Source organism: Clostridium sulfidigenes (genome assembly GCF_052067195.1).
GTDB lineage: Bacteria > Bacillota > Clostridia > Clostridiales > Clostridiaceae > Clostridium_J > Clostridium_J sulfidigenes.
Genome location: NZ_JBQHQR010000016.1, coordinates 59,921 through 85,138 on the forward strand (window position 1 = coordinate 59,921; position 25,218 = coordinate 85,138).

Below are 25,218 nucleotides of genomic sequence, written 5' to 3' on the forward strand. Positions count from 1 at the left end.
ATAATTAACTTTTAAAATTATTATTATCAATTTTACTTAAAAACTATTTATCATTATTTAATCTTATTAATTGTTCTTTTCCCCACTTAAATAACATTTCCATTATAGGTATTAATGATTTTCCATATTCAGTTAAAGTATATTCTACCTTTGGCGGAATCTCTTCATAAACTTCCTTATGTATTATGTTATCACTAACTAACTCTTTCAACTGATTACTTAACATTTTATCTGTAATTCCACTTACAGCTCTTTTTAATTCACCATATCTCATAACTTCACTATCATAAATATGCCATAAAATAACTAGTTTCCATTTCCCTGATATCTGAGTCATTGCAAATTCCATAGGGCATAGTTCACTACAATTTTTTATTTCTATTTCTTTATTATTCATACAACTCTCCTTTTTGATATCACTATCCTTTTAGATAGTACTTACTTTTAAGTGCATACTTGTTCATATGACAGTATGTTGATATTATTATAGCATACAAGGGTGGCAAACAAGTAAGCCTTTGAAAATTTATAAAATTAATATAAACTATTTTTGAATTAAAAGGAGATATATAATATGAACTTAATAGAAATAATGGAAAGACGTTACTCAACTAAAAAATTTGATAATACAAGAAAAATTTCAGCAGAAGATATGAAACAAATTAAAGAACTTTTAAGACTTAGTGCTTCAAGCGTTAATACTCAACCATGGCATTTTATAATAGCTTCAAGTGAAGAAGGGAAAAAACAAATAAGCAAAAGTACTCAAGGATTCTACGCTTTTAATGATGAAAAAGTACTTACTGCATCAGATATAGTTGTACTTTGTGCAAGAACTTCAATGGATGAAGATTACTTACAACATATCTTAGAAAAAGAAGATCAAGATGGACGTTTTGCTAACGAAGAAATCAAAAATGGTATGCATGGAGGACGTAGTACATTTGTTAACTTCCATAAAAATGACTACAATGACTTACAATATTGGATGGATAAACAAGTCTACTTAAATATGGGTAGCTTATTACTTGGTTCTGCTGCTCTTGGAATAGATGCAGTACCTATGGAAGGATTTGATGTTAAAGTTTTAAATGAAGAATTAGGATTAACTGAAAAAGGATTAACTGCTGTAGCATTAGTTCCTTTAGGATATAAAGCTAATGATGATTTCAATGCACAATTACCTAAATCAAGACTTTCTGAAGAAGAAGTATTTACTACAATTTAATTAATTATCCCCTCATTAATATAACTTACTCTAGATTTAAAGAAAGCTAATACAAAAGATTCCCCATTCTTTTATTAGCTTTCTTTTATAATAGATTTCATTTTACGTTTCTTTTCCTACAGGCTTTTATCACATGATCTATCTAGCAATTATTTCTATTCCATCTTCAGTTACAAGAATTGTGTGCTCCCATTGTGCTGAAAGAGAATCGTCATCGGTAAAAACGGTCCACCCGTCATCTTCATCTATAAATATTTCATTACTTCCAGCATTTATCATTGGTTCAATGGTAAATACCATACCAGGTACTAAAACCATACCTGTTCCTCTTTTTCCTAAATGAGAAACAAATGGTTCTTCATGAATATCTAAGCCTACTCCATGTCCACCGAATTCTCTAACTACTGAATAACCATTACTTTCTGCGTATTCTTGAATTGCAGCTCCAATGTCTCCTAAGAATCCCCAAGGTTTAACTGATTCTAAGCCTTTATTCAAACATTCTTTAGTTACTTCAACCAATTTCTTAGCTTCTTCATCTACTTCACCAATCATAAACATCCTTGATGCATCTGAGTAATATCCATTAAGTATAGTTGTTGCATCAACATTTACAATATCACCATTCTTTAGAATTACATCTTTACTAGGTATTCCATGGCATACAACATTATTTATTGATACACAAATACTTTTAGGAAATCCATCATAATTAAGAGTAGCTGGAATTCCTCCATTGGATACTGTATATTCATGTGCTAATTCATTTATTTCTTCTGTTGTCATGCCTTCCTTAATGTTTTCACTAATTAAGTCTAAAAGACCATTATTAATCTCAGCACTATTTCTTATTCCTTCAATTTGTGCTTTTGTTTTTATGAGGTTTCTAGTTGGTACTATATGACCTTTTCTTTTTAACTCACTTAACTTTTCATCAAATTCTAAATGACAGTTTTTATATTTTAATCCACTTTCACACCAACATAAATCATTTCTGTTTAATTTCATAATCATATTCATCCCTCTTATATTTATTTTAACTATTTAATTGTTCCTCCATGGAAATGACATTCATAAACCTTAATATGGTCAAAATATATTTCCTCATGTCCTTGAAACCACTTAAATTCTCCATTTATTATACAATGATATTTATACTGCCCATTTTGATAAATAATAGGACCTCTATATGGATTCTCCTTAGTTACTAAACTCAAGGCTTCCTTTAAAAAGCTCCCTAAAAATCTTTCATCTAAAATTCTTCCAATATAATTCATTGACCAAAATGGAGTATCATCTTGCCATAGTGCTTCCTCTCCTGCGAACCTCTCTCCACCTAAATATGTATCAATATATTTCAAGTTTCCTTCTACATATTTTAAATCATGAGAATTTGGTCTTGAAGATTCACTCTCTGTCCCCTCTCCAGCATATGTAGCTTTTTTAGCCCTACATAAGAAATCAATTATATTTTCATTTATATGATTATCGCTATGCTCTTCTATACATAAGCGGCAATTTTCTTCATAATCATTAACTAGTTTATCAATGCTTACTTTAAAATAATCACTTAGTGCAATCAGTCTAGCTATATCTGGATAAGATTGACCCACTTCCCATTTTGCAACTGCTTGCCTTGATATCCCTAAAACTTCAGCTAACTTTTCTTGTGATAGACCCTTTGCTTTTCTAAGTGTTTGCAATTGTTCTTGAAAACTCATTGTTTAATCACCTCTTGTATAAGTATACTGATAATATTATCATCTTTCTACCAATTAAGTATAACAAATTTGACAACCTAAAGTTGCTTTAAATAAAAAAGTAATTTTAATACTGTTAAATCATATCTTTCTTATTACTTTTATAATATATATTTATTTTCTATAATTTACCAATTATTTTAAACTATATTGTAAAAAAATTAAATTAGTGTTAGTATAGTTATTACTAAAACAAATATAGTAAATATAGTAAATTATAAAAACAGATTCTTAATGTAGTCGCAATTTTTTCGTATTAATCAATTTAAATCCAACTACTAGGTTATAGAAATATACGGCTATATATTTATAACTTAAATATATTTAAGATTAGAGGAGGAAAATAATATGATTTTTTATAGTAAAGAGAGCGAAAAAGAGGAAATTTCAAAAGACACACCCAATATAGTCATGGAAAAATTATTGAAATCAAGAACTATAGTTATTTCTGGTGAGATTAATCAATCTTTAGCAGAAAAAGTAGTTACTCAACTTTTAATCCTTGAAGAAATGGGAAATGACCCTATTAAAATATTTATAAATAGTCAAGGAGGGCATGTTGAAGCTGGAGATACAATACATGATATGATAAAGTTCATTACCCCAAAAGTTATAATGATAGGTACAGGTTGGGTAGCAAGTGCTGGTATAACAATTTATCTTGCAGCTGATAAAGAAAATAGATATTCTCTTCCTAATACAAGATATATGATTCATCAACCATTAGGAGGATTTAATGGTCCAGCTACAGACATCGGTATTGAAGCTGAAGAAATATTAAGAGTTCGTAAAAGAATTAATAAAATTATAAGTGAAGCTACTGGTCAACCACTAGAAAGAGTTGAAAAAGACACTGATAGAAACTATTGGTTAAGTTCTGATGATGCTATAACATATGGTATAGTCAATAAAATAATATCAAATCATTCTGATTTGAAGTAATTTACAGAGTTTTTTTCACAGGCTCCGTAGATCCTTTAAAAGTTTAATTTAAAAATTATAAAAACCTCAGTTATTTCTGAGGTTTTTGCTTTATATCCCATTATTCTTATCAACATATTGAACTAACTTAATTCCTTTATTCATTTCTGCCAATCTACCTTTTGTATTAATATTATTTCGCCTTATCCTTTAACATTTAATCAATCCCATTGACCTGGGAATCTTAATTTTTGTAGTTTTGGGAATTTTTTATTATATTTTTCAACTTCTACCTTAGGTAGATTTTCAAAAACTTCCGATTCGTAGAATTTTCCTTTTATACCTTTCATACTCTCTTCTGCTAATTCAATTCCCATAAATGCATCAAAGTTTTTACCATCAGCAGTCGTAATATTAAAATTATCACAGGTTTTAAATCCTATTCGAGGATAATAATCTGGTTCTCCAAAAATTACAATACCTTTATACCCTTTATTTGTAGCTAGCTTCATTGTTTCCCTTAATAATAGCTCACCAACTCCACTTCCTTGCCATTTAGGCTCTACACAAAGAGGACCAAAGGTTATAATTTCATGGGTATCTACACCATCAACAATCTTTGCCTTTGAATACATTATACATCCTATTACTTTACCATCCTTTACTGCTATTCTGCTGAGCTCTGGAAGATAGTCTTTATGCTTACGTAATTTATGCACTAGGTAATGTTCGTCACAGCCAAGATGATGTTTGTTCCAAAAAGCATGCTGTGTCATCAGCTCCACATTGTACCAATCATCCTCTGTTTCCATTCTAATTTCTACCTCTTCACCATTTAACTTTTTCTTTTCTTCCGGAAACCATCCAAATTCTAATCTAACTTCTTTTCTTTGTAAGTCATTATTTCTATAGCAGCAAGCATCCATACCAATTAAAGTAAATCCTTCATGCTGATAAAAATCCACTGCATTAACATTGCAAGACTGTGTTTCTAGTATAATAGCTCTACGACGCTCTCTTCTTGCTTGTTCCTTTACAACCTGAATTAATGCATGTCCTATTCCCTTCTTTTGATATTCTTCTGCTACCCAAAGCTCTGTAATTCTGAGACGATTAGACCATAGTTCTTGATCTGTTTCAATTGCAGCAATTAATTTATCTTTAACTAACACTCCCCAAGCATAAGCATTCTCCCAGTGGTCTTCATATAACTTATCTGGAAAATCATATTCTTCTGGTGTATGGGTTACTGGCTCGCTAAAGTCTTTCTTTTCTATATCAATAGTAAAGCCTTTATCCGTTTTATTTACTACGACATCATAATATTTATCTGTAGTATATCCTATTGGGATTATAGTTTCCTTCCATTTATCCTTTGCTAAATGTATAATTTCATATTCCATAGTATTTACCCCCAACTTTTCATACTTTCAATTATATTTATTTTCTATGTTTTTTTAAGTCCAATTCTTCTAATTAATTCAACAATCGTTGTATAACATATTATTAACATGTACATTAATCGTACTGCTAAGTGTAGGTTTGGGAGAAAAATTACTATAAATCCTAGAACACATACGACATACATAGGTATTAATAGTTTTTTAACTTTATTATTCTTCTTTTCAATGAATTTTAAATGTTTCCTTAATGCTATTTCATTAGCTGAATTATCTAGATTACCATCATATTCAACTACTAATAATTGATTCACTAAAATCCACCCCCAATAAATTAATTAAATTCTATATATTTATCTGTAAACTTGGTTTTTAATATATCTTTTATGTCGACTATCTCTTCTTTGCTTAACTGAGATTTAGAAATCCAAGTAATATCAGTAATAAAAAATATATCTGTTGTTTCATATATCTTTTCTATCAAAGAATATACTAGACTTAGTGAGTTCTCATCATCAAATTTAATTTCTATAGAATCTTTATAAAAGTTTAATATAAAAGCTCTAGGAGTTTTAGATAACTGTCCCTGTAAGTAATATTTTAATGCACTTTTTATAACCAATTTTTTTAAATTTAACATAGTATATGTTATTATACAAATACCAATTATTACAACAATAGAAATTATAATATTATTCATAATCCACATAAAATATATCAATGCTATTATGCTAATTAAACTTAATATATAAAATAAAATTCTCAATTTCGTATATTCTTTCTTGGTTAAAGTATTTAGTAAAATATTAATAAACCTTGATGTTTTCACATCAGGATTATTTTTTCTTTATAGTGTACCTGTAACAATAAATCCATTAACTCTACCCCTTATAATGTATTATATGTAAACTATATACATGTACAATTATGTTGTCAAGAAAATTTTTAAGGTAGCAAAACATATTGTGTTCCTAATTACCTAGTTTTATAGTACTTTTAGTACGCTTCTCCCTAACAGTTATAAGACATACTATTTAAAATATAAGGGGATTTTGCAAAATATATTATTAATCTTATATAAAATGTTGAGCTTGCACTTTTATATTATTGTTAGTGAATGCCATTTGCAGGGATATTAGATTTACTTAGTATTTATGAATGGTAAAATCGTTAAGCAACACAACTTGTTTGAGTGTATACGAGTTGTTGTGTTGTAGATTTTTCCTTGAATAAATACTTTAGTAAATCAATATTCCGAAACGGCTGAGCGTTAATAATATATGGGCATGCTCAACATATATTTTAGATTAATTTATTTTGCAAAAGCCCCTTAAAGTTATTTATTTAGATATAAATTATTTCTACTCCTGAAAAATTAATATCCCCAACTAATGTTAAAGTATTTGTTATTATTTCATTGTTTCTATTCTTTTCATCAATAGAAGCTAAAAAAACATTAGTTTTATTCTCAACCCTCCAATTTTTGGGTATATATAGTTCTACCCCTGAAAAAGAAGCATTAATTCTAATTATAGCATTATTATTACTCATGGTTGCATTATCAAAATACACCTTCAGAGCTCCAAAAGAACACTTAAAATCTGCTTGTTCAAAATTATCTGTATTTATATATTTTATACTACCACCAAATGAATTTTTAAATCTGACATGGCTTTCATCCTCCACATCAATTTTTTCAAATTTGTAATCTTCACAATCATATTCCATATTAACCCATTTAGTAGGTTTATGAAAAATCATAGAAAGACCAATACTTCCAAGTAGTGCTACAATCAATACAGTCCACGGTGTAATATTTGTAATCCCTAATTGCTTATCATATATTATACAAATAAATGCAATAGGGAATAAAACACCTGCAAATTTAAGACGTAGTAAACTTTTCACAATAACTACTACTAAAAAAGCCGTTAACAGCAAACTAAATACATTCACATTAGGAAAGTATCCAAGCTTACTTATAATCAAGAAAATACCCATTAGTATAAATAAAACTCCCCAAAAAATTCTTTCTTTTTTCATCTTATTTCCTCTTTTCTAATAATTTATTTTTTAGTGGTTTATAATAATATCTTGAAACATACACCTGTTTGTGAGTATTTTGAAATTCAACCTTACTTGATGATGATAGACTATGTGTTATGGAGTAAATATGATTTGTATTTAGAATTGTTGATTTTGAAACTCGCATAAAATATCCTGGCAAAAACTCTTCAAGTTCGTAAAGCTTGTATTTCACGTTATATATATTGTCTATGGTATGTGCACAAACCCTATTTCCTTCAGTTTCAAAAAACAATATTTCTTCCAAAGAAAGATAATATTCTGTATCTCCTCTATAAAAAGTTATACATTTCTTGTATGATAGCATATCGTGAAACATAGTTTGAATATTTTTAATGTCTTCATTAAGTTCACTACATCTAATAATAACTTCATTTTCGCTTATTTTATTATCTACCTCAATTCTTATTTTCATATTTTCACTCCCCATATTTTTATTATATTAACTATTTTTTCCTTTGTAAATATAACAACAGTAAGTGGTTAGTTATTCTTTATAAGTGGTATATTTTTATACAGATGTTACATTAAAATATATAGAATAAGAAGTTTATCTGTATTGATATAGAAGTTACCCTCTTGCTAAAATACTTGTTCCAGGTAAATAGAAAACATTTTAAATTTAAAAAAGCAGCCTTTTTCAGACTGCTTTTTTGAATTCTAAACAACCAATTTATATTTTTCTATGAAATAATTCTCTTTAAGCTTTGAAGTGGATCATTATTGTTTTTTAGTTCCCCAAAAGTACATTTCTCCATTCTTGTTTTTATAAAAGGTATAACTCTCATCAATCCAAGTATGATGAAATTCAGTTTCTGATATTGGATACATGGGTATAACATATTCATCATCTAGAACAAAAAACATTTTTTCTTTGTCCCTTCCAACAGTGAGTTTCTCGCCGTCCCCTTTATACACCCCCATGTATTCTTCATATATTTTGGAATCTAAAGCATATTCGAGTGGTCTACTTGGAAATTGATATTCCTCTTGAAACATTATAGCAGCAAGAATATCTGTAATACGCCAAACTGCTGAAAACCCATAATTACTTAATACAATAATACTTACTTGTTCATTGACGTATCTGTCAAATCCAGTTGTGAACCCCAATCCACCACCGTCGTGACTTATCCTCTTGCGTCCGTATATTTCATCTATAAACCATCCATATCCATAATCATTATCCTCAGTTCCTCTTTCTCCGGAATTTGCATATGGTGAAAATATAGTGCTCAGTGTTTCCTCTGAAACAAGACCTCCATTATATAAAGCTTGATCCCATATTAGCATGTCCTCAACTGTAGAATAGATTTCCCCTGATCCAAGAGTTACATCCATGTTTACATAATCAGTATGGATTAAATCATTATCATTCAGATAATACCCATTGGCTAGTCCTGGTACAATTGCTTTATTTTTTTCAATACCAGTATTCTTCATATTTAAAGGCTGAAAAATGTTCTTACTTAAAAACTCATCATAGGTCACACCTGAAACATTTTCAATAATACATGCAAGTAAATAGTATCCGTAATTAGAGTAATTCCACCTTTCCCCTGGCTCACACAAAAGAGGTTTATCTTTAAATATATTAAACATATCTTCATGTGTATGCTTTGATTTACTATACATTATTGGAAAGTTTGGTCCAAATAAATATTGAAGCCCGGAAGTATGAGTTAAAAGATGATGTATAGTTATTCTTTTATCAAATTGATGAAATTCAGGAAAATAATTAGTAATGCTTTCATTAACATCTAATAAGCCTTTTTCTTGTAACATCATCACTGCCATAGCGGTAAATTGTTTTGTTATGGAACAAATTCTAAACTTTGTTTGTGATGTATTAGGAATACTATGTTCTATAGAAGCCTTTCCATAGCCTTTTTTAATGATAGTCTCACCCTTTTCAGCTACTAATATGGAACCACTAAATGCCCATGTATTGCAGTATAATTCCATAAAATCATTTATTTTTGTTGCTAATAAACTGTTCATTACTACACTCCTTATTTTCATGCTTTATTTTTTTAGTTCTATTTAATATAATTTTAGAGTTCATAAAATTATATTACAATAGTAGAAAATATTTCTATATCATTTTTTACATAAAAGCTATCACCCATTGTAAGAATAATAACTTTAACCTAAAAAAATTTTAAAGTTTCCACCTAGTTTCTCATATTTAAACTTCTGATTATAGGCACAATATAATTGGTGATGTTGTCTCTCTTAAGCCTGGAAGTGTAATGCTTGCTCTTGAACCATCTGCGTTAAGTTACTAGCCCCTTTTATTTTTTTAACTTTACCAGATGAAGATCCTCAATGTAAGTAACATTTTCTATGAGTGGTGAATATACTAATTTATGATGCTTCGGCATATAGTACGTAATTGAGAGGTAAATGCAATGATGAAGCTTGCTTTAATAGGTTGTGGAAAATGGGGAAAAAATTATCTGAAAACTGTAAATGAAATAGAGGGCTGTAAATTGAAGTGGGCCTGTGACCTAGACTATGAAAAGCTGAATCAGGCAGCTGCTGTTTACCCTCATACCAGGTTCACTGAAAATAAAGCAGATATATTGAATGACATTGAGGTACAGGGGGTTATTATAGCCACAACACCTGAAAGTCATTACATGCTGGCGAAGGAAGCAATAAGCAAAGGTAAAGCTGTTCTCGTAGAAAAGCCCGTGACAATTAACAGGAAAGACAGTGATGATCTAATTGAATTGGCTGCTGCTAAAAACACCGTATTGATGGCCGGCCATACATTGATTTACCATCCTGCTGTGAAAAAGATAAAGAGGCTTCTGGAAGAAAAAGATATTTTTGATGATCTATGTTACTTCAACATGTCCAGAACCAGTTCAACCTCTCAGGCTCCCAAAGTAGATGTTCTTCATGATCTGGCAGTTCATGATATTTATCTTTCCCGCCACCTCATAGGGATGGACCCTATCTGGGTAATTGCCCATGGTGAAAGATATATTCAAAGTCCTTATAACAATGTTATCAATATACTGATGGGTTTCCCTAATGGTAAAATAGCTTCTATATTTGCCAGCTTCATTCATAGGTCAAAAACCAGGAAAATGACACTGGTTGCATCGAAAACAAAATTGGTATTTGACGATGCACAGACTGCCGATAGAAAAATCCAAATCTTCCATAACGGAGAACAGGAGTATTTGGTGGCAGCGGAAGACAATTCGGAGCCTCTGACACAGGAGTGTCTTCATTTTATGGAATGCATTAGAGAACACAAGGAACCTATTAGCGGCAGAGAAAATATAGAATTTGTGGCAAAAATAACTGATTGCATTTCAGAATCTCTCGCAAAAGGCGGAGAGAAAATTAACATCTTTTGATGGAAATGGTAAGCATTATAATCAGGAAAGTGTGGTGAAATTATATTGTTTGTAAAGAACTATTCAAAAGAACTTGAGAATCAATGGGAGGGATTTGTGAGTTCCTCAGTTAACGGTACTTTTATGCAGGAGAGAAAATTCCTTGGTTATCATCCTTCAGGCAGATTTTCAGATCATTCCCTGATATTTATAGAGGATAAAAGAATCATTGCTGTTCTTCCTGCTGCCGTAGTACAACAAGAGGATAAACGCATCCTGGTTTCCCACCCCGGCGCTTCCCATGGAGGGCTGATAATAAAGTCCAGTCTAAGTACTAAAAAATGCCTGGAATTAGTAAGTGCCCTTATTGAATATTGTACCATGGCTGGTTTTGACTATATACGGCTAAAACCTGTTCCGAAGGTTTACCATAAGGAGCTTTCGGACCAACTTGACTTTGCTTTAAGGTTTTCTGGTTTTAGCATTGAGTATACAGAGCTGGCCACAGTGCTTGAGCTAAAAAAAGGTGAGGAATCTTTTGTAAAGCAGGTAATGAGTGACACAGCTTTTCGAAACTATCAGAAGGCATTGAAAAGTGGGTTATCAGTGGCGGAGGATGCCGATATAAATGATTTTTGGCCTATTCTGAAAAATAAACTAAAACATAATCATAATGCAAAGCCTGCACATACATTAGATGAAATCAAACATCTAAAAACCCTTTATCCAGACAGGATAAAACTCTTTGCAGCATATGAAGGAGTAACTCCTGTAGCGGGTGTTTTGGCATTTTTACTGAACGATATGGTTATAAACTGTTTTTATATTGCCCATCACGATGGTTTCCAGCATAAGAGACCCCTAAACCTTATTTTTGGTCATATGATGGAATGGGGACTAAAAAACGGCTTTTCATATTTAGATTGGGGTATTTCCACTGAGTTAAAAGGAAGTAGAGTCAATACAGGGCTGTTCCGTTTCAAAGAAGGCTATGGAGGGCATGGGGTATTGCGGGAATGCTATTTGTATAAAGTAAACAATAACAAATAATTTAAAGGAGTGGTGTAATGAAATTAGCAGGTCATCAACCGAATTATATTCCCTGGCCTGGATATTTTGTTAAGATGGCACAGTGTGATATTTTTTTTATTTTAGATACTGCTCAGTTTCAAACAGGCAGTTCATTGGATAATAGGAATCTTATCAAAACTTCCCAAGGGACTCAGTTACTAACTGTGCCGGTGAAACGCAAAGGCATGGGCTTGCAGCGTTTTAATGAAGTTACTGTTATACCGGGTTGGAAAAAGCATCATCTTATGGCACTCAAAGTAAACTACGCAAAAGCACCTCATTTCAAAGAAGTTTTCCCCATGATGGAGCAAGTATTGCAAGATACCGGATATCTTATAGATACCAACATAGCTTTCATCAAGCTGGTATATGACCTGCTGGGACTTAAAACAAAGCTTGTGTTTTTATCAGATTTACCTCAATTTTCTGAGCTTCGAAAAAATGAACTGATAGCTGCAATCTGCCACCACTTTTCTGCTGATAGTTACCTGTCTGGTATTGGAGGAAAGGCATATAATCAACCAAAGATTTTTGAAAAACAAGGTATTAAATTGGAATATTTGGATTATGAGCCTATAGCATATCCACAGCTTTGGGGCAATTTTATACCCAATTTGTCTATAGTTGATATGTTATTTAATTGTGGTGCAACTGGCGCACGCAAGCTTTTGTTGAAAGAGGTGTAAGCATGAAAAAAATACTGTTTTTTGCACATAGCTCTAAATATACTCTTGGGCTTCCCCAGGGTTTTAGAGAATTGAACTGCCCTGTTTTTGTCCTGAGGGATTTAAGTAGAAGTTCTATAATAGATGCAGTGGACAACTTTAGGCCTGATATTATGATAACAACGGGATGGGCTTACCGCAGGTATAGCCGTGAGCATATAGACGAGCTTACGAAAAGAGCTTCTAAATATAAGGTGAACCATGTCTATTGGGCAACTGAAGATCCAAGATGGACCGAAAAGTGTTCCTTCAGGTGTATTGAAACCTATAAACCTAATGCAATTATGACCATACATCCTGGTAGTGTAAATAAATACAGGGAGCTTGGACTTCCCGCCGGGCATCTGGATTTTGGCTGCAATCCGGAATTCAATAAAAATGAACCTCCAAGCAGTAAATACGATTATGATGTGGTTCTAATTGGAAATGGCGGACGAGAGTGGAAGTCATATCGGAAGGATAGCGTTCAGATATTACTTAAGCCTTTGGTGGAAAGAGGATATAACATTGCTATTTGGGGTAAGCGATGGGACCGTTTTAATGAGGAGTTAATGGGTTTTAAGATCCCACCCCATATGCTTAAAGGTGAACTGCCTTATGAGGAAACAAATAAAGTATATAATTCAGCTAGAATTATATTAGGTTTGCAAAATGACCATGACATGTTAACATCTCGGACTTTTGAAGTACTAGGTTCGGGCGGTTTTTTGCTTACGGTACCAACACAATCTGTCACCAAGCTATTTATAAATAATGTTCACCTGTCATGTGCCTCTTCCCCAGAAGATACAGTTGACCTGGTAAATTATTTTCTTAAAAATACCGCAGCACGACAAGAAATAGCGCGCAATGGTCAGCGGTTGGTTTATTTAAAACATAGTTATAAGGAACGCGCCAGACAAATTCTTGATTTCTGTAGTTTAGTTGAAAGGAATTGAAATTGAAATGGATAATCAGACAACTATTAAACAAAAGGTTTCTTTAATAGGTACTAGCATTTCTGGCGAAACTGATGCAAAGGTAACCTTTTATCCAGCCCCGCCGAGTACTGGTATAATATTTATCCGTAATGACCTGCCAGGCTGCCCTAAAGTAAAATGCTCATTTGAAAAAGCAAAGGTTGAATACAGATGGACTTCTCTTGTTGATGGAGATGTTCGCATCGAACACACGGAGCATGCCTTGGCAGCCTTATTAGGATTAGGTTTGGACAACGTATTTATTGAGCTAGAACAGGCCAGCCTGCCCGTAACAGAAGATTACAGCAGTAAAGAGTTCAAGAGAGCCCTCACAGGAGCTGGGATAGTGGAACAAAATGCCAAGAAGGAAATGATAAAAATACTTAAGCCCATTATTGTATATAAACGTGAAAGCTTAGGGGATATGGAATATGAAAAGTTCCTGATAGCTCTTCCTTACGATGGCTTTAAACTAACCTATATGGTTGACTATCCCAATCTGCCCCAATTATCTCAAGTAGCTGAAATGGACATAACTCCTGAAACCTTTGCTAAAGAGCTGGCAGATGCCCGTTCTTATATAATTGAGTCAGAGATTGAAGATGTTGTGAACCTAACTGGGAAAGTCAGCTCAAATGTATTGGTAGTGAAATCCGGGGCTGAGTACAGGTCGTGGAAATGGCCCAATGAACCTGCCCGGCATAAAGTGCTTGACCTTCTCGGAGACCTTGGCTTGCTTGGGAAAAAGGTACTGGGACATGTGATAGGCTTCAGATCTGGTCACCGGTTAAATCTAGAGCTATGTAAAAAAATTTATGAGGAGTGTAATGATGATCGCTTTAGCTAAACCTATGCTTGGTATAATGGTAGTTTCAATACCTGTTCACCCAGAATTAACAGAACAGGAGGTTGATTACATTGTCAGCAGTTTGCAAAAATATGAATGAAATCAATGGTACTCTCAGTGTGTTGGTTACAGGTGCAGGTTCCGTATACGGCCTGGGTATTATCAGGTCACTGAAAGAATCGGTGCTTCCTGTTGAAACAATAGCAATTGACTCTAACCCATATTCCCTAGGTTTATTTTTTGCCCACAAAAGCTTTATCGCTCCACAGGTATCAGATGAAGAAAGCTATTATATGTTTATTAAAAATCTTTGTATAAATCATCAGATTAAAGCGATATTTATCGGCTCTACAGCAGAGCTTCCCTTTTATTCAAGAAATAGAGAATCCCTTGAAAGATCTACAGGAGCAAAGGTATTTGTAAATTCTCCTGCAGTGATAGAGCTTTGCACCGATAAGTGGCTGACCATGTGTCATTTATCACGCTCTGGTTTTCAAATTCCTGCAAGTATCAGGTATCCTGAAGATGCTGGTATGCTCTCCTCATTTATTGAAAGTACTGGGTTTCCCTTGATAGTCAAGCCGCGTTTTGGACGTGGCTCAGTAGGTGTTGTTCTAGTTAAGGATAAGCAGCAGCTGCTTGAAAATATAAAAGGTAAGAAAAGCCTAATTATACAGGAATACCTGACAGATGAGGAGCAAGAGTTTACCGTAGGGATTTGCATAAATCAAAAGGGAAAGGTCATTTCCAAAATCGCTTTAAGGCGGTATTTGCTGGAAGGAGTTTCTATTGCTGCAGTTTCTGATGATTATCACCACATTGCAGATTATTGTGCCATGGTTGCAAGTACACTGGGAGCCTATGGGGCTATAAATATTCAATTGCGCCTTAAAGATTGCATGCCAGTAATTTTCGAAATAAATCCCAGATTCAGCAGTTCTACATGCATGCGGTTACTATTTGGAATAAATGAGCCTGAAAGCTTAATACGCTCAGAAGTGCTTTGCCAGGAGGTAATACCCATCAGCCCAGCAACTGGCCTTGTATTGAGGCAATACATGGATTATTACTTCCCACTAGATAAGCTTAACTCGCTTTCTACAGCCAGGCTTTACTAGATATAAATATTTACGTGAAAATTATTGAAAACCACGACTAATTAATTGGTTGTGGTTTTTTATGTTTTTTATTTATAGAATCAAGCTGCAGTATCCTTTGCAGCAAAGGGCTCAAATATATATCTGCATAATGCTTCATACAACGGAAACTTCAATGCACTTTCAAAGCTTTTATCCGCTGACTTTAATACAATTATTTTTATACCACAATGTGCCAGTATCAAAACAAATATCCATCAATATAATATATTAGAGTAATATTTAGTGGTGTAAAATGGGAAAAGGATATATATTAATTCAACTTTCAAAGGAACAAGAAGCCTTACCTATCACAAGTGCAAGGATAAAAATTAGATATCAAAAAACAAAAGAGGTTATTTTCGAGACAAACAGTGGTGTAGATGAAAGTGGCAGAAGTGAGATTATTGAGTTAGATGCTCCCGATAAAAATTTGTCATTAGAACCAATGAATAAAACATATATTCCTTATGCTAGATATGATGTGTTAGTAACCGCAGAAGGATATAATAATGTACTAATAGAAGGTGTTAGTATTTTTGATGAAACTACTTCTATTCAAAATGTGTCATTAACTGAGATTGTTAAAATTGGTGCAGCTGCATTTTACAACACAACGGAAGAGAGAATTGTAATACCTCCTCATCAATTATTATTGGATGTTCAAAGAGATCAGAAAACTGGTATATTATCTCAACCTTTTGTATTAAGAGAAGTATATATACCAGAGTATATTACAGTACACCTTGGAGCTCCTAGTGCATGGGCGCAAAATGTCACTGTCAGGTTTGTAGATTATATTAAAAATGTTGCTTCCCATGAGGTTTACCCAACATGGCCTGAAGAATCCCTAAGAGCCAACATTTATGCCCAAATAACCTTTGCCCTTAACAGAGTTTATACAGAATGGTATGTAAGTAGAGGTTATTCATTTCAAATAACAAATTCTACAGCCTATGATCAATATTTTGTATATGGAGGAAATGTATTTGAGAATGTAAGCGAAATTGTAGATTCTATTTTTAATGAATATTTTTCTATAGTTAATAGTAATGCACCATATTTTACACAATATTGCAATGGTACAACAGCTAAATGTAATGGGTTATCTCAGTGGGGAACTGTAGACTTAGCAAATGGTGGTAGAAATGCTTTTGAAATATTACAGTATTATTATGGTAATGATAAAATACTAAAAAGAACTCCAATAATTGCTGGGTTAGTTGAGTCATATCCTGGATCAGCAATAAGGAGAAACGATAGAAACTCCAATGTAACTATAATACAACAACAGCTAAATAGAATATCACAAAATTATCCTGCTATTCCTAAGTTAATTCCTGTAGATGGAATTTTTGGATCTAACACTGAAGCCTCCGTTAAAGTATTTCAAAGAATATTTAATTTAGTTCAAGATGGAATAGTGGGAAGAGCAACCTGGTATAAATTATCGGCAATTTATACTGCTGTAAAAAGATTGGCTGAATTAGATCAAGAAGCAGAAGAAAATATGATTATTGAAGAGTTAGATGCAAGTTTTGATGGAGATTATCCATTAGGAGGATTAAAATATGGTTCTAAGGGAGGAAAAGTAAGGGAGCTACAAGTATATTTAAGCACCCTAGCAGAGGCTTATGGGTTTAAGAAAAATGCTATAACTGGTATTTTTGATTGTAAAACTCTGGAAACCTTAATGGAATTTCAAAAGGCATTTAATTTGCCTACTTTAAAATTAGTTGATAGAAGGCTTTGGAATACTATATACTGTGCCTATGTAGATTTAGAAGAACTTTATTCAGTGGAAGATTTAACTAGATATCCAGGGTATGTTTTAAATAAAAACTTCAGCAATAAAGATGTAAGAAGACTTAAAACAATGCTTAGAAAGATATCTACATTATATAAAGAGATACCAGAAGTTAATGTTGATAGAGATTTTGATGGAAGAACACAAAATGCTGTACTAAAATTTCAAAGAACCTTTGGATTAGTTCAAGATGGTGATGTGGATATTAATACTTGGAGGAATATTGTATTTGTATATTTGGCATTAGACTCTGGTAGGGATATAAATACCTCAGATATTTTTTTCCCATTCCCATTTGAACTAAAACTTGGAGATAACAATGGGTATGTTGCTGTTCTTAAAGAGTATATAAACGTTTTAGCTAAAAACGGATATAACATAAGAATTCTACCTGTAGACAACATATTTGACTTAGCAACAGAAAGGAATGTTAAGAGTCTTCAAAAGGTATTTGACCTAAGGATAACTGGAGTTGTGGATAGAATAACCTGGGAAAAAATCGCATCAACCTATAACGATTTCTTCACTGGTAGAATGTAAGGTCCATTATTAATAATTTATATAGCTATGGAAAAACAGCTAACTTCAACAAAAAGAGAGTAGGTAAATTTGTGTTTACACAAATTTACCTACTCTACCTTAATTTGAATTAGACTTTTAATCTTTCAATTAATTCTTGAAGTTCTAAGAACATCTGTGATAAGTTTCTACTTGAATTAGCTATTTCCTCAATGGAAGTAGTTTGCTCTTCTATTGATGCTGAAGCTCCTAACTTCCTGCTGAGTTTACTTCTGCCACCGATGAAAGTGTTTCCATTATAACCATGTATATATCTAAACTAAATAAAAATATAATTTTCAGATGTAAAATTAATTTCAACAATATCACCTATTATTCTTTTTTATTTCTAGTTCCCTCATAAAATCTAAATTTCCTCTATAAGAAATTTTCCCATTTCTTATTAGTTCTGTTACTCTCCAAAAAATAAAAGTATCAGAAATATAACTTTCAGCTTTGCCTATAACTTCTCCAATTGTCCTTGCACTATGCATAAACTTCTTATCTGTATAACATAGTATCATATCATCAAAGTGGTCTATGTGAGCACTTTTAACCTGATTATCTTCATAAACACGTAGATTAGAATTCTCTCTCTTCAGTTTCTCCCATAATGCCATTAAACTGGAGTATCTCTCAAAGTCCATGGATTTTCTTATTCCTATAAATTCTCCTAACTTTTCAGGCATAACCTCTCCTACAACCCGTGGTGTATATTCATTCTTTTTTCCAGTATTATAAGTAATTTCTGATACATTAATGGTATATACGTTCTGAATTTTCTCTTCAAGCATTGATAAAATATATAACATTCCACAGATTTCCTTTGCACTATTACCGTGCCATAGATAAATATCTTCATCCTTAAGTTTCATTATATCTTTAATAATTTTTTTATAATGACTCTTGATTATTTCAGAAATTTCATTTCCTTCTTCAATATATACTTTTTTAAGCCATTCAATTCTTCTGCTCATATCAGCAATATCATCTATAGGTCCGTTTGACAAATCATCAACAAGTCCTACCACTTTTTCGCCTTCAATTACATCTTTTTTTATCGCATATTTCACACTTCCTATGGCACTATCAGAAAAACATATATGTATTATTTTTTTCATCCTTACCTCCCGCTATAAACTTTAAAATAATCTATGACTTTGTCCTGTAAAGATATGAGTCCTTCTTCAACGGCTATTCCTACTGCTGTACTGGTAAAACTTTTTGTAATAGAATATTCATAGATTTAAAAGTTATCCCCTATTGTAACTTAGATAAATTATTTTATAATAGGGAATAACTTTTTTATTAGTATAATTGTATTGCTATTTATTTTTCATATTTTTATATACTTAATCCTAACTTCAAAATTGGAAAATCCCTGAAACCCGCATGACCACAACAACTATTTTAATAGTTATATATTTCTATAGTTAAATAGGTTCATATTTTTATATTTAAATAGTTCCCTACTTACATTTTTTAAGGGAACTCCTAAAAAGAATTCCCTTAATTAAAACTTTAATAAACTTATAATCTTCTGATTGGGAAAAATAAATATAATTATCCATTTTCTTCTGGACAATTGTATTCAAATGTAGAAACTGTCCACTTTGTCCAAGTATCCCGTGCTTCAGCATCATCCACGACTTCTATCCCTGCTAAATATAATCTTTTTGTAAAATTCTCTTCCCAAGGATGAAAGTTTCTTGGAAAATCACTCATCAATCCCCAAACGCCTATTTAATTTTCTCTATGTCTAATCATTTTTTAATGCTATTATTTCATCATCTAAAACATCAAAAAGATTCCTTGCTATATCTGTTGCTTTCCTAATACATCTTTCTCCAATAGTGTCCCGTATCTTCCATCATTATGCGGCTTGTAATTTTTGTAAAAACTCTTCAAAAGTTAGTACTTCTGGCACTGCATAATCCCAAGATTGCCCATAGAATATTCCATAAGCCAAAAACTTTTTTATCTCCTCTTTATTTCCTGTCAAAATAATACTAAATACTACTTCTAATTTAAATTTCATAAAATCATATACTACATTAATATCATTATCATCTAAATTTTCTATTATTACTTCCTGTTTCATAAACCCTTCTTCAAAAACATATATCATTGTTGCCTCTGCTAATTGTCGATCTATATCACCACGCCCATACTTTACTTTTATCTGATTTACTTTATCACTATCTAATATAATTTTAAATATAGATGCTAATCTATTCACAATAAGCTTATTTAATACTTTCATATCATCATCATATATACTCTTATTTCTATCAGCGTGCATATCTTCTATTGGTCCATTCCTATATGCATAATGGGCTGTTACTACTGACATTTTATGAATAATATCCTTGTCTTTTAATGGATCATCTACGTTCATGTAATTACTTAAAAACATATTATATTCTTTCTCCATCTTTAGCCCTCCTAATCTTTTTATATTGAAGCTTTCCCCATATCTAAATGCCTAGAAAGAAGCTTAAATCTTTCATCAAATAAATCTTAGTTATTTCATACTCTAACATCTTACATGTTTACGTTTAAAGCCTAGTCTTCCTTTATCAACTGCATTTTGAATATATTCTGTTGCAATATTTGTTTGGCAGAGGGTTTTGCCCATAAAAACATCTACCTTTCCTACTTTTTGAGCAATTTTCTTTGCTTCTTCATGAAGGGGCAAATACGAAATTCCAACGGACATAATAAAATTGTTCATGGCATATTTAGTACGGTTTGGCTGGTTGTGTATCGTGTCACCTACCCTATTAAGCATTGCTAAAAGTTTATCCTTGTCAAATTCACCGTCTTTGCGAGTGCCTAATAGCCAATCGTAGCAACTCCAGCCAGCCGACATTGTTAATTCTTCACCGCTATCGATCCAACGGTCGGCAACGGTAAAGGCAATATCTGTTTCGGCAAGGGTTACTGCCACAATGTAGTCTGAAATCATATGAAAATAAGCGCCTTCTATCCATCGGTTAAAATCTTCTTCAACCATTTTTTTTGGCTCAGCAATCATGCCGGCTAAATACATTGCATCATAATTTCCTGATGCATAAAGTTGCTCTGCTAAAGGCTGGTTGTATTTTATTTTCTTAGAAATCGGCTTCATAGCGCTTATTGTTACGCCAAAAACAGGCTCTTTCGCACCTTTGCTCATGTAAATTTTTTTCGTACGCTCTGTACCAAGGGACTTTAGTTCATCCATGATTTCGGTTAGTTCCATTTGTAACATCTCCTTAAAATTCGTTACTTGGTGATATCAACGGCAACGTTTCTTAATGACTATTATAATACTTTTTTGAGTTTTCAACTATCAAAGAACTAAAAAAGCCAATCTAGTAGTTATAATTATTTGTATATTTTCTTCAAACCAATCACTTTAATGATCTATTTAAACTACAATATATGATTAAATTATAACTGAAAATGTTAAGTAATAATATGTAAAGTTTAATTATATATGTAAATACACAAAACAGCCAGTTCATCAACTGACTGCTTTTCTTATATTTTTTTCTATAAATTAATACTTATCTATCATGTTCCGTTCTTAGCTTAATTGGTATAAATGTTTCCATCTGTGCCCATCCCTGTGCCTTGATAATATCCTGAGGAGTAATAATATGTCCCATACTATAATGATTATGGCGTTCATCCAATTCAAATAATTCTGATTTATTAATGTATTCTATAGCCTCATTATACAACTTACTACCCATTTCTTCATCGCCGTCTCTATATGTGTAAGTAAGATAATATCCGCCATCAAAGTCAACTACATCGTTACTACCGCTATCCATGTCCTCATTTAGTGCCCACCACCAAACCATACCTTGTTCTACAGGATCAAAAAATAAAAAATCTCGTGGCATAAAGCCATCTCGTGGTAATGGCTTAATATCAGAAAAATATGCATCAAACTTTCCCAATATTCCTTCTGCAGAAAAATCAAAATTTTTATCAACCCCTGATGAAGCAGCTTTAAACGGTGGTAATGAAACAATTCTAAAATTCATAATTCCATCTCCTTGTATATATTACAAAAATTTTATTTTACCTAATTATAACATATATCCTAGCCCCAATATACGTTAATACTTGTAACTTTCTTTCTATATGGCAAATCCTTCATAGTTTTTAATTCACGACTTACTATTTTCAGAATAAAACTTTAAAGCTTCCCCCATAAATTTAGATGCTCCACTTCCATATTGTTTATCAATGGCTTTTATCCATGTGGAATTTGATAAATAAAGCTCTGCTGTATAACCCCAATGATTCTCTCCCTCATCTACTTTGTAAAATCCTTGACTTTTTTTAGTTGCATCTGATATTTCTTCAACAATCTGTTGAACCTCTTTTGAATAAGGATCTTTACTTAAGTCCGATGTAAGCTTTTTATATAGCTCTTCTAATTTAGGCTTCCTATCTCCCAAATAATTTTTTAGAGCTTCTCCGATAAATTTAGATGCACCATTTTCATATTTTTTATCCACTTCTTCTATCCACTTAGGATATACCAAATAAATTTGCACCATATAGTACCAATGATCATCACCATTATCCATTTTGAAAATTTCATAATCTTTTTTAGCTATATTTGTTATTTCTTCAGCAATTTCTTGAATGTCCTTTGAAGAAGTATCTTTACTTAAGTCAGATGTAAGCCTCTTAAATAGTTCTTTTAATTTAGGATGCTTATCTTCCAAGCAATCTCTTTTAAACTCATCATATTGTTCTGCTAAAGTAAACGTAGCACTATTGTTAAGATTTTTCTTTAAAGCCATAGCATATTTCTCAATACTTCCATATTTCTTTATAGCCATTTTAGCAATTTCATCTTCTTTAGATTTACATTTTTCAATATGGTCATTATATTTATCTACACTACCATAAATTTCAATTACCTTATCCTCGTGTTCTGTTTTAAATTCTTCCAATACATTAAAATATTCACTCATATCAAATTCTTTAAAATTCATTGTGCTTTCTCCTTTTAAGGTTTTATTTATAAGCTCTATTAAGCCATTCAATCTTTTGCGTTTTAACACAAGCAGCTTTTTCTGATTTTTTAGTGCTTGCATTTTATCAAAATATGGACTCAACATTATCTCTTTAACATCTTTTAAAGGTATATCAAGCTCTTTGAAAAATAAAATTTGCTGTAGAGTTTTAAGGGCTTCATCATCATAAAGTCTATATCCTGCCTCTGTAATCTCACTTGGCTTTAATAATCCTATTTCATCATAGTAATGTAGTGCGCGCACACTTATTCCTGTCAAATCCGAAACTTGTTTTACTGTTCTCATTGCTACACCTCAAAGTTTGATTTTACAGCTATCAATATTATCTAATACTCAGCCGGCTATGAGTTTTGGTTAATATATTCGAGCTATATTTTTATATTACACTATAACGTGGTGTTAGGGTCAACGATTTACAAAAGAATTTACAGACTCTTTAGTTTTCTTGTTTTTCAAGTTTAAGCAAAGAAAGCTCATGAGAAAAGAGGCTGTGACAAAGTATTTTCATATAACAATTTTAGGAAAAGAGTTTCCACCTATAGATTCAAACCATATCTACTGTAACTACCAATCTACTAATAGAATGTATATTCTATATCAGTGCCATCAAAATATATAATATCTTCATTATCAAAATGCCACTTAGATTTTAATCTATTAGGTAATAATAAATCACCATTATTCTTATAATCTTCATATAGCGCAGACCATTTTCTATGTTCTAATCTTCCATCATTATAGATAAGAGCTCTATCATCAGTTGTAAATTCAACAAGCTCTCCACTGTCTAAGAATTTATAAATTCCACTTGCCTTTATGTTATCATATGTTATTGATACACCCACTGTATTTTTATCTATTTCTTTTATGTCTACATCTCCACTTAATAACTGTGAAGGCATAAATATAATTTCGGCAAGCCAGGTCACTAAGGCTGCTTTATTCATTTCTTTCCCACGTTGATTGAATAGAGTAATATTCTTTGCTACTACTCCCTTCATCCCACCTTCACCATTAATGAATGAGTCCAAGCCTTGAAATGGTATGCCATAAAGTGATGAATCAATAAAAGCAAATCTAGCTGGAACATCTCCAAAAATATGCTCTGAATAATCTATTTTCAATGTTTTATTCATCTCTATATTTACAAAATCGGCATCCTTAAAATTAAAACTCACATGGTTACTACTAACTTTATTAACTAGCTTAGTATAGCTATAAAAATTCTGCATGGATTGTGGTAAATCCTCCAATGTATATTTAGTAGATTTTTTGTTTTCACTAATATTTTCTTCACTTTCAACTAAATAATCCTTAAAGTTTGTTTTTAATGTTGAATAAGGTACATTGAAATAAATAACTAATATAGATACTAATAATAAAATTACGCCTAAAATTAACCCCATTTTTCTCTTAACTCTCCTCTTCATTTTGTTTCTCCAATACCATAATATTTTTCTCTAATTGCTTTATTCCTTTAAATACACCTAATAACATTTCTTCATCAAAATCTGCAAACAAATTTTCAATATACTTTTCTTCGCTTTCCATTCTTTGTTCAAAATAGTCTGTACAGTACTTTGTTAATTCTAATCTTTGTATTCTACCATCCTCTTTATCCTTCACTATTACTAAGAAGCCTCTTCTTTCTAATATACTAGCCATCTTTTTAACATTCTGTCTTGAAGTCCCCATTCTTTCCGCAGTCATTGAAATTGTTGGAGCTTCATATTTAAAGCTAGCTATAATAGCAATCAAAAACCATTGCTTTGTAGATATATTAGAATCGAATTTATCTCCTAGCAGTTGTAATTTATTAGATAAAGCAAATATACCTCCATATATATAAGCTTCCATTTTCTTTTCCTCTTTTTTATCCACTATTCATCACACTCCATAAAAATTATATTCACCAATATTTATTGTAACTTAAAGGTAACTGGTTACATATATAATTATACGTAACCAGTTACCTTTATGTCAATACTTATAAAAAGATAATAGATACTTACCTATTATCTCTTATTTTCCATCTTTAAATGATTTGTAATAACACTTATTCTTCATATTTGAATATATTAAATCCTACCTTCGAAATAGGAAAACCTCTGAAATACCCATAAACAGAACAACTATTTGACTAGCATTCCTGCTATATAATTAAAATTAAATATATATATTTATAAAAATATGATTTTCATCTAGGAGGCTTAATGATAGTAGTAGCAATAGAGTTAATAAGATGAAGTTACTAAAGAGTTTCATAACAACTATTACAAAGGTATATAATTGAAAGTTTGCAATAATAATCTTAAGAAAACCT

Annotated in this window: 28 protein-coding genes; 9 read left to right on the top strand and 19 right to left on the bottom strand. The window is 31.8% G+C overall.

What is annotated here, in order from left to right; genetic code table 11:
- Positions 1-43: 43 nt before the first annotated feature.
- The gene (locus ACTNBA_RS16145; RefSeq protein ID WP_035134068.1) at positions 44-397 is read right to left on the bottom strand and encodes a winged helix-turn-helix transcriptional regulator; all 354 of its coding nucleotides are present in this window, start codon (positions 395-397) and stop codon (positions 44-46) included.
- Positions 398-574: 177 nt separating this feature from the next.
- Here ACTNBA_RS16145 and nfsB point away from each other — a divergent pair, with 177 nt between their 5' ends.
- Complete coding sequence (gene nfsB, locus ACTNBA_RS16150; RefSeq protein ID WP_441075330.1) at positions 575-1,228, top strand: oxygen-insensitive NAD(P)H nitroreductase; 654 nt, start codon at positions 575-577, stop codon at positions 1,226-1,228.
- A gap of 138 nt (positions 1,229-1,366) precedes the next feature.
- On the opposite strand, the gene ACTNBA_RS16155 is transcribed toward nfsB, so the two are convergent.
- Positions 1,367-2,236: a methionyl aminopeptidase gene (locus ACTNBA_RS16155; protein WP_441075374.1), complete on the bottom strand. Its 870-nt coding sequence runs from the start codon at positions 2,234-2,236 to the stop codon at positions 1,367-1,369.
- 32 nt (positions 2,237-2,268) lie between these two features.
- Positions 2,269-2,949 (bottom strand): DUF5680 domain-containing protein, encoded by a 681-nt coding sequence (locus ACTNBA_RS16160; protein WP_441075332.1) that lies wholly within the window; start codon positions 2,947-2,949, stop codon positions 2,269-2,271.
- Between the two features lie 387 nt (positions 2,950-3,336).
- Here ACTNBA_RS16160 and ACTNBA_RS16165 point away from each other — a divergent pair, with 387 nt between their 5' ends.
- Positions 3,337-3,930: an ATP-dependent Clp protease proteolytic subunit gene (locus ACTNBA_RS16165; protein WP_346846719.1), complete on the top strand. Its 594-nt coding sequence runs from the start codon at positions 3,337-3,339 to the stop codon at positions 3,928-3,930.
- 200 nt (positions 3,931-4,130) lie between these two features.
- Here the strand turns inward: ACTNBA_RS16165 and ACTNBA_RS16170 are convergent, their stop codons facing one another.
- The 6 genes from ACTNBA_RS16170 to ACTNBA_RS16195 all read right to left on the bottom strand — a co-directional run bounded on the left by ACTNBA_RS16170 (position 4,131) and on the right by ACTNBA_RS16195 (position 9,395).
- The gene (locus ACTNBA_RS16170) at positions 4,131-5,312 is read right to left on the bottom strand and encodes a GNAT family N-acetyltransferase (RefSeq protein WP_441075334.1); all 1,182 of its coding nucleotides are present in this window, start codon (positions 5,310-5,312) and stop codon (positions 4,131-4,133) included.
- A gap of 44 nt (positions 5,313-5,356) precedes the next feature.
- Positions 5,357-5,623 carry a hypothetical protein gene (locus ACTNBA_RS16175; protein WP_441075335.1) on the bottom strand — a complete coding sequence of 89 codons (267 nt, stop codon included), beginning with the start codon at positions 5,621-5,623 and terminating at the stop codon, positions 5,357-5,359.
- Positions 5,624-5,643: 20 nt separating this feature from the next.
- The gene (locus ACTNBA_RS16180) at positions 5,644-6,009 is read right to left on the bottom strand and encodes a hypothetical protein (RefSeq protein ID WP_441075337.1); all 366 of its coding nucleotides are present in this window, start codon (positions 6,007-6,009) and stop codon (positions 5,644-5,646) included.
- Positions 6,010-6,653: 644 nt separating this feature from the next.
- Positions 6,654-7,352, bottom strand: coding sequence for a LiaF transmembrane domain-containing protein (locus tag ACTNBA_RS16185; RefSeq protein WP_441075339.1), 699 nt, complete (start codon positions 7,350-7,352; stop codon positions 6,654-6,656).
- Between the two features lies 1 nt (position 7,353).
- Positions 7,354-7,809: a LytTR family DNA-binding domain-containing protein gene (locus ACTNBA_RS16190; protein WP_441075341.1), complete on the bottom strand. Its 456-nt coding sequence runs from the start codon at positions 7,807-7,809 to the stop codon at positions 7,354-7,356.
- Positions 7,810-8,114: 305 nt separating this feature from the next.
- Complete coding sequence (locus tag ACTNBA_RS16195) at positions 8,115-9,395, bottom strand: serine hydrolase domain-containing protein (protein WP_441075343.1); 1,281 nt, start codon at positions 9,393-9,395, stop codon at positions 8,115-8,117.
- A gap of 410 nt (positions 9,396-9,805) precedes the next feature.
- Here ACTNBA_RS16195 and ACTNBA_RS16200 point away from each other — a divergent pair, with 410 nt between their 5' ends.
- From ACTNBA_RS16200 to ACTNBA_RS16225, 6 genes are all read left to right on the top strand, one after another.
- Positions 9,806-10,768, top strand: coding sequence for a Gfo/Idh/MocA family protein (locus ACTNBA_RS16200; RefSeq protein WP_441075345.1), 963 nt, complete (start codon positions 9,806-9,808; stop codon positions 10,766-10,768).
- Positions 10,769-10,864: 96 nt separating this feature from the next.
- Positions 10,865-11,797 carry a GNAT family N-acetyltransferase gene (locus ACTNBA_RS16205; RefSeq protein WP_441075347.1) on the top strand — a complete coding sequence of 311 codons (933 nt, stop codon included), beginning with the start codon at positions 10,865-10,867 and terminating at the stop codon, positions 11,795-11,797.
- A 17-nt stretch (positions 11,798-11,814) separates the two neighbouring features.
- Complete coding sequence (locus ACTNBA_RS16210; protein ID WP_441075348.1) at positions 11,815-12,504, top strand: WbqC family protein; 690 nt, start codon at positions 11,815-11,817, stop codon at positions 12,502-12,504.
- Between the two features lie 2 nt (positions 12,505-12,506).
- Complete coding sequence (locus ACTNBA_RS16215) at positions 12,507-13,481, top strand: CgeB family protein (protein ID WP_441075350.1); 975 nt, start codon at positions 12,507-12,509, stop codon at positions 13,479-13,481.
- Entirely contained in the window at positions 13,468-14,349 is an 882-nt protein-coding gene (locus ACTNBA_RS16220; protein ID WP_441075352.1) for a UDP-3-O-acyl-N-acetylglucosamine deacetylase, read from the top strand. The genes ACTNBA_RS16215 and ACTNBA_RS16220 overlap by 14 nt, the downstream gene beginning before the upstream one ends.
- A 71-nt stretch (positions 14,350-14,420) precedes the next feature.
- Positions 14,421-15,467, top strand: coding sequence for an ATP-grasp domain-containing protein (locus ACTNBA_RS16225; RefSeq protein WP_441075354.1), 1,047 nt, complete (start codon positions 14,421-14,423; stop codon positions 15,465-15,467).
- A gap of 80 nt (positions 15,468-15,547) precedes the next feature.
- On the opposite strand, the gene ACTNBA_RS16230 is transcribed toward ACTNBA_RS16225, so the two are convergent.
- Complete coding sequence (locus ACTNBA_RS16230) at positions 15,548-15,691, bottom strand: hypothetical protein (RefSeq protein ID WP_441075356.1); 144 nt, start codon at positions 15,689-15,691, stop codon at positions 15,548-15,550.
- Between the two features lie 50 nt (positions 15,692-15,741).
- Here ACTNBA_RS16230 and ACTNBA_RS16235 point away from each other — a divergent pair, with 50 nt between their 5' ends.
- On the top strand, positions 15,742-17,832 hold the full coding sequence (locus tag ACTNBA_RS16235; RefSeq protein WP_441075358.1) for a peptidoglycan-binding protein: 2,091 nt from the start codon (positions 15,742-15,744) through the stop codon (positions 17,830-17,832).
- 344 nt (positions 17,833-18,176) lie between these two features.
- On the opposite strand, the gene ACTNBA_RS16240 is transcribed toward ACTNBA_RS16235, so the two are convergent.
- The 9 genes from ACTNBA_RS16240 to ACTNBA_RS16280 form a co-directional block, all read right to left on the bottom strand.
- Positions 18,177-18,971 (bottom strand): DUF1835 domain-containing protein, encoded by a 795-nt coding sequence (locus tag ACTNBA_RS16240; RefSeq protein ID WP_441075359.1) that lies wholly within the window; start codon positions 18,969-18,971, stop codon positions 18,177-18,179.
- A gap of 2 nt (positions 18,972-18,973) precedes the next feature.
- Positions 18,974-19,096 (bottom strand): serine hydrolase, encoded by a 123-nt coding sequence (locus ACTNBA_RS16245; RefSeq protein WP_441075375.1) that lies wholly within the window; start codon positions 19,094-19,096, stop codon positions 18,974-18,976.
- A gap of 317 nt (positions 19,097-19,413) precedes the next feature.
- The gene (locus ACTNBA_RS16250; protein WP_441075360.1) at positions 19,414-19,575 is read right to left on the bottom strand and encodes a hypothetical protein; all 162 of its coding nucleotides are present in this window, start codon (positions 19,573-19,575) and stop codon (positions 19,414-19,416) included.
- Between the two features lie 148 nt (positions 19,576-19,723).
- Entirely contained in the window at positions 19,724-20,284 is a 561-nt protein-coding gene (locus ACTNBA_RS16255; RefSeq protein ID WP_441075361.1) for a hypothetical protein, read from the bottom strand.
- A 102-nt stretch (positions 20,285-20,386) separates the two neighbouring features.
- A complete protein-coding gene (locus tag ACTNBA_RS16260; RefSeq protein WP_441075362.1) occupies positions 20,387-21,094 on the bottom strand; it encodes a DNA alkylation repair protein in 708 nt (235 codons plus the stop codon).
- A 307-nt stretch (positions 21,095-21,401) separates the two neighbouring features.
- Positions 21,402-21,887 carry a hypothetical protein gene (locus ACTNBA_RS16265; RefSeq protein ID WP_441075363.1) on the bottom strand — a complete coding sequence of 162 codons (486 nt, stop codon included), beginning with the start codon at positions 21,885-21,887 and terminating at the stop codon, positions 21,402-21,404.
- A 126-nt stretch (positions 21,888-22,013) separates the two neighbouring features.
- Complete coding sequence (locus ACTNBA_RS16270; RefSeq protein ID WP_441075364.1) at positions 22,014-23,180, bottom strand: MerR family transcriptional regulator; 1,167 nt, start codon at positions 23,178-23,180, stop codon at positions 22,014-22,016.
- 290 nt (positions 23,181-23,470) lie between these two features.
- A complete protein-coding gene (locus ACTNBA_RS16275) occupies positions 23,471-24,325 on the bottom strand; it encodes a DUF6544 family protein (protein ID WP_441075365.1) in 855 nt (284 codons plus the stop codon).
- On the bottom strand, positions 24,309-24,776 hold the full coding sequence (locus ACTNBA_RS16280) for a MarR family winged helix-turn-helix transcriptional regulator (protein ID WP_346846710.1): 468 nt from the start codon (positions 24,774-24,776) through the stop codon (positions 24,309-24,311). Before ACTNBA_RS16280 ends, ACTNBA_RS16275 begins: the two co-directional genes overlap by 17 nt.
- Positions 24,777-25,218: the final 442 nt, after the last annotated feature.

Excerpts from the sequence above, each read along its gene's own strand:
- ACTNBA_RS16145 (WP_035134068.1), bottom strand. The coding sequence starts at position 397 with ATGAATAATAAAGAAATAGAAATAAAAAATTGTAGTGAACTATGCCCT.
- nfsB (WP_441075330.1), top strand. The coding sequence starts at position 575 with ATGAACTTAATAGAAATAATGGAAAGACGTTACTCAACTAAAAAATTT.
- ACTNBA_RS16155 (WP_441075374.1), bottom strand. The coding sequence starts at position 2,236 with ATGAAATTAAACAGAAATGATTTATGTTGGTGTGAAAGTGGATTAAAA.
- ACTNBA_RS16160 (WP_441075332.1), bottom strand. The coding sequence starts at position 2,949 with ATGAGTTTTCAAGAACAATTGCAAACACTTAGAAAAGCAAAGGGTCTA.
- ACTNBA_RS16165 (WP_346846719.1), top strand. The coding sequence starts at position 3,337 with ATGATTTTTTATAGTAAAGAGAGCGAAAAAGAGGAAATTTCAAAAGAC.
- ACTNBA_RS16170 (WP_441075334.1), bottom strand. The coding sequence starts at position 5,312 with ATGGAATATGAAATTATACATTTAGCAAAGGATAAATGGAAGGAAACT.
- ACTNBA_RS16180 (WP_441075337.1), bottom strand. The coding sequence starts at position 6,009 with ATGAATAATATTATAATTTCTATTGTTGTAATAATTGGTATTTGTATA.
- ACTNBA_RS16185 (WP_441075339.1), bottom strand. The coding sequence starts at position 7,352 with ATGAAAAAAGAAAGAATTTTTTGGGGAGTTTTATTTATACTAATGGGT.
- ACTNBA_RS16190 (WP_441075341.1), bottom strand. The coding sequence starts at position 7,809 with ATGAAAATAAGAATTGAGGTAGATAATAAAATAAGCGAAAATGAAGTT.
- ACTNBA_RS16195 (WP_441075343.1), bottom strand. The coding sequence starts at position 9,395 with ATGAACAGTTTATTAGCAACAAAAATAAATGATTTTATGGAATTATAC.
- ACTNBA_RS16200 (WP_441075345.1), top strand. The coding sequence starts at position 9,806 with ATGATGAAGCTTGCTTTAATAGGTTGTGGAAAATGGGGAAAAAATTAT.
- ACTNBA_RS16210 (WP_441075348.1), top strand. The coding sequence starts at position 11,815 with ATGAAATTAGCAGGTCATCAACCGAATTATATTCCCTGGCCTGGATAT.
- ACTNBA_RS16215 (WP_441075350.1), top strand. The coding sequence starts at position 12,507 with ATGAAAAAAATACTGTTTTTTGCACATAGCTCTAAATATACTCTTGGG.
- ACTNBA_RS16235 (WP_441075358.1), top strand. The coding sequence starts at position 15,742 with ATGGGAAAAGGATATATATTAATTCAACTTTCAAAGGAACAAGAAGCC.
- ACTNBA_RS16240 (WP_441075359.1), bottom strand. The coding sequence starts at position 18,971 with ATGAAAAAAATAATACATATATGTTTTTCTGATAGTGCCATAGGAAGT.
- ACTNBA_RS16250 (WP_441075360.1), bottom strand. The coding sequence starts at position 19,575 with ATGAGTGATTTTCCAAGAAACTTTCATCCTTGGGAAGAGAATTTTACA.
- ACTNBA_RS16255 (WP_441075361.1), bottom strand. The coding sequence starts at position 20,284 with ATGGAGAAAGAATATAATATGTTTTTAAGTAATTACATGAACGTAGAT.
- ACTNBA_RS16260 (WP_441075362.1), bottom strand. The coding sequence starts at position 21,094 with ATGGAACTAACCGAAATCATGGATGAACTAAAGTCCCTTGGTACAGAG.
- ACTNBA_RS16265 (WP_441075363.1), bottom strand. The coding sequence starts at position 21,887 with ATGAATTTTAGAATTGTTTCATTACCACCGTTTAAAGCTGCTTCATCA.
- ACTNBA_RS16270 (WP_441075364.1), bottom strand. The coding sequence starts at position 23,180 with ATGAGAACAGTAAAACAAGTTTCGGATTTGACAGGAATAAGTGTGCGC.
- ACTNBA_RS16275 (WP_441075365.1), bottom strand. The coding sequence starts at position 24,325 with ATGAAGAGGAGAGTTAAGAGAAAAATGGGGTTAATTTTAGGCGTAATT.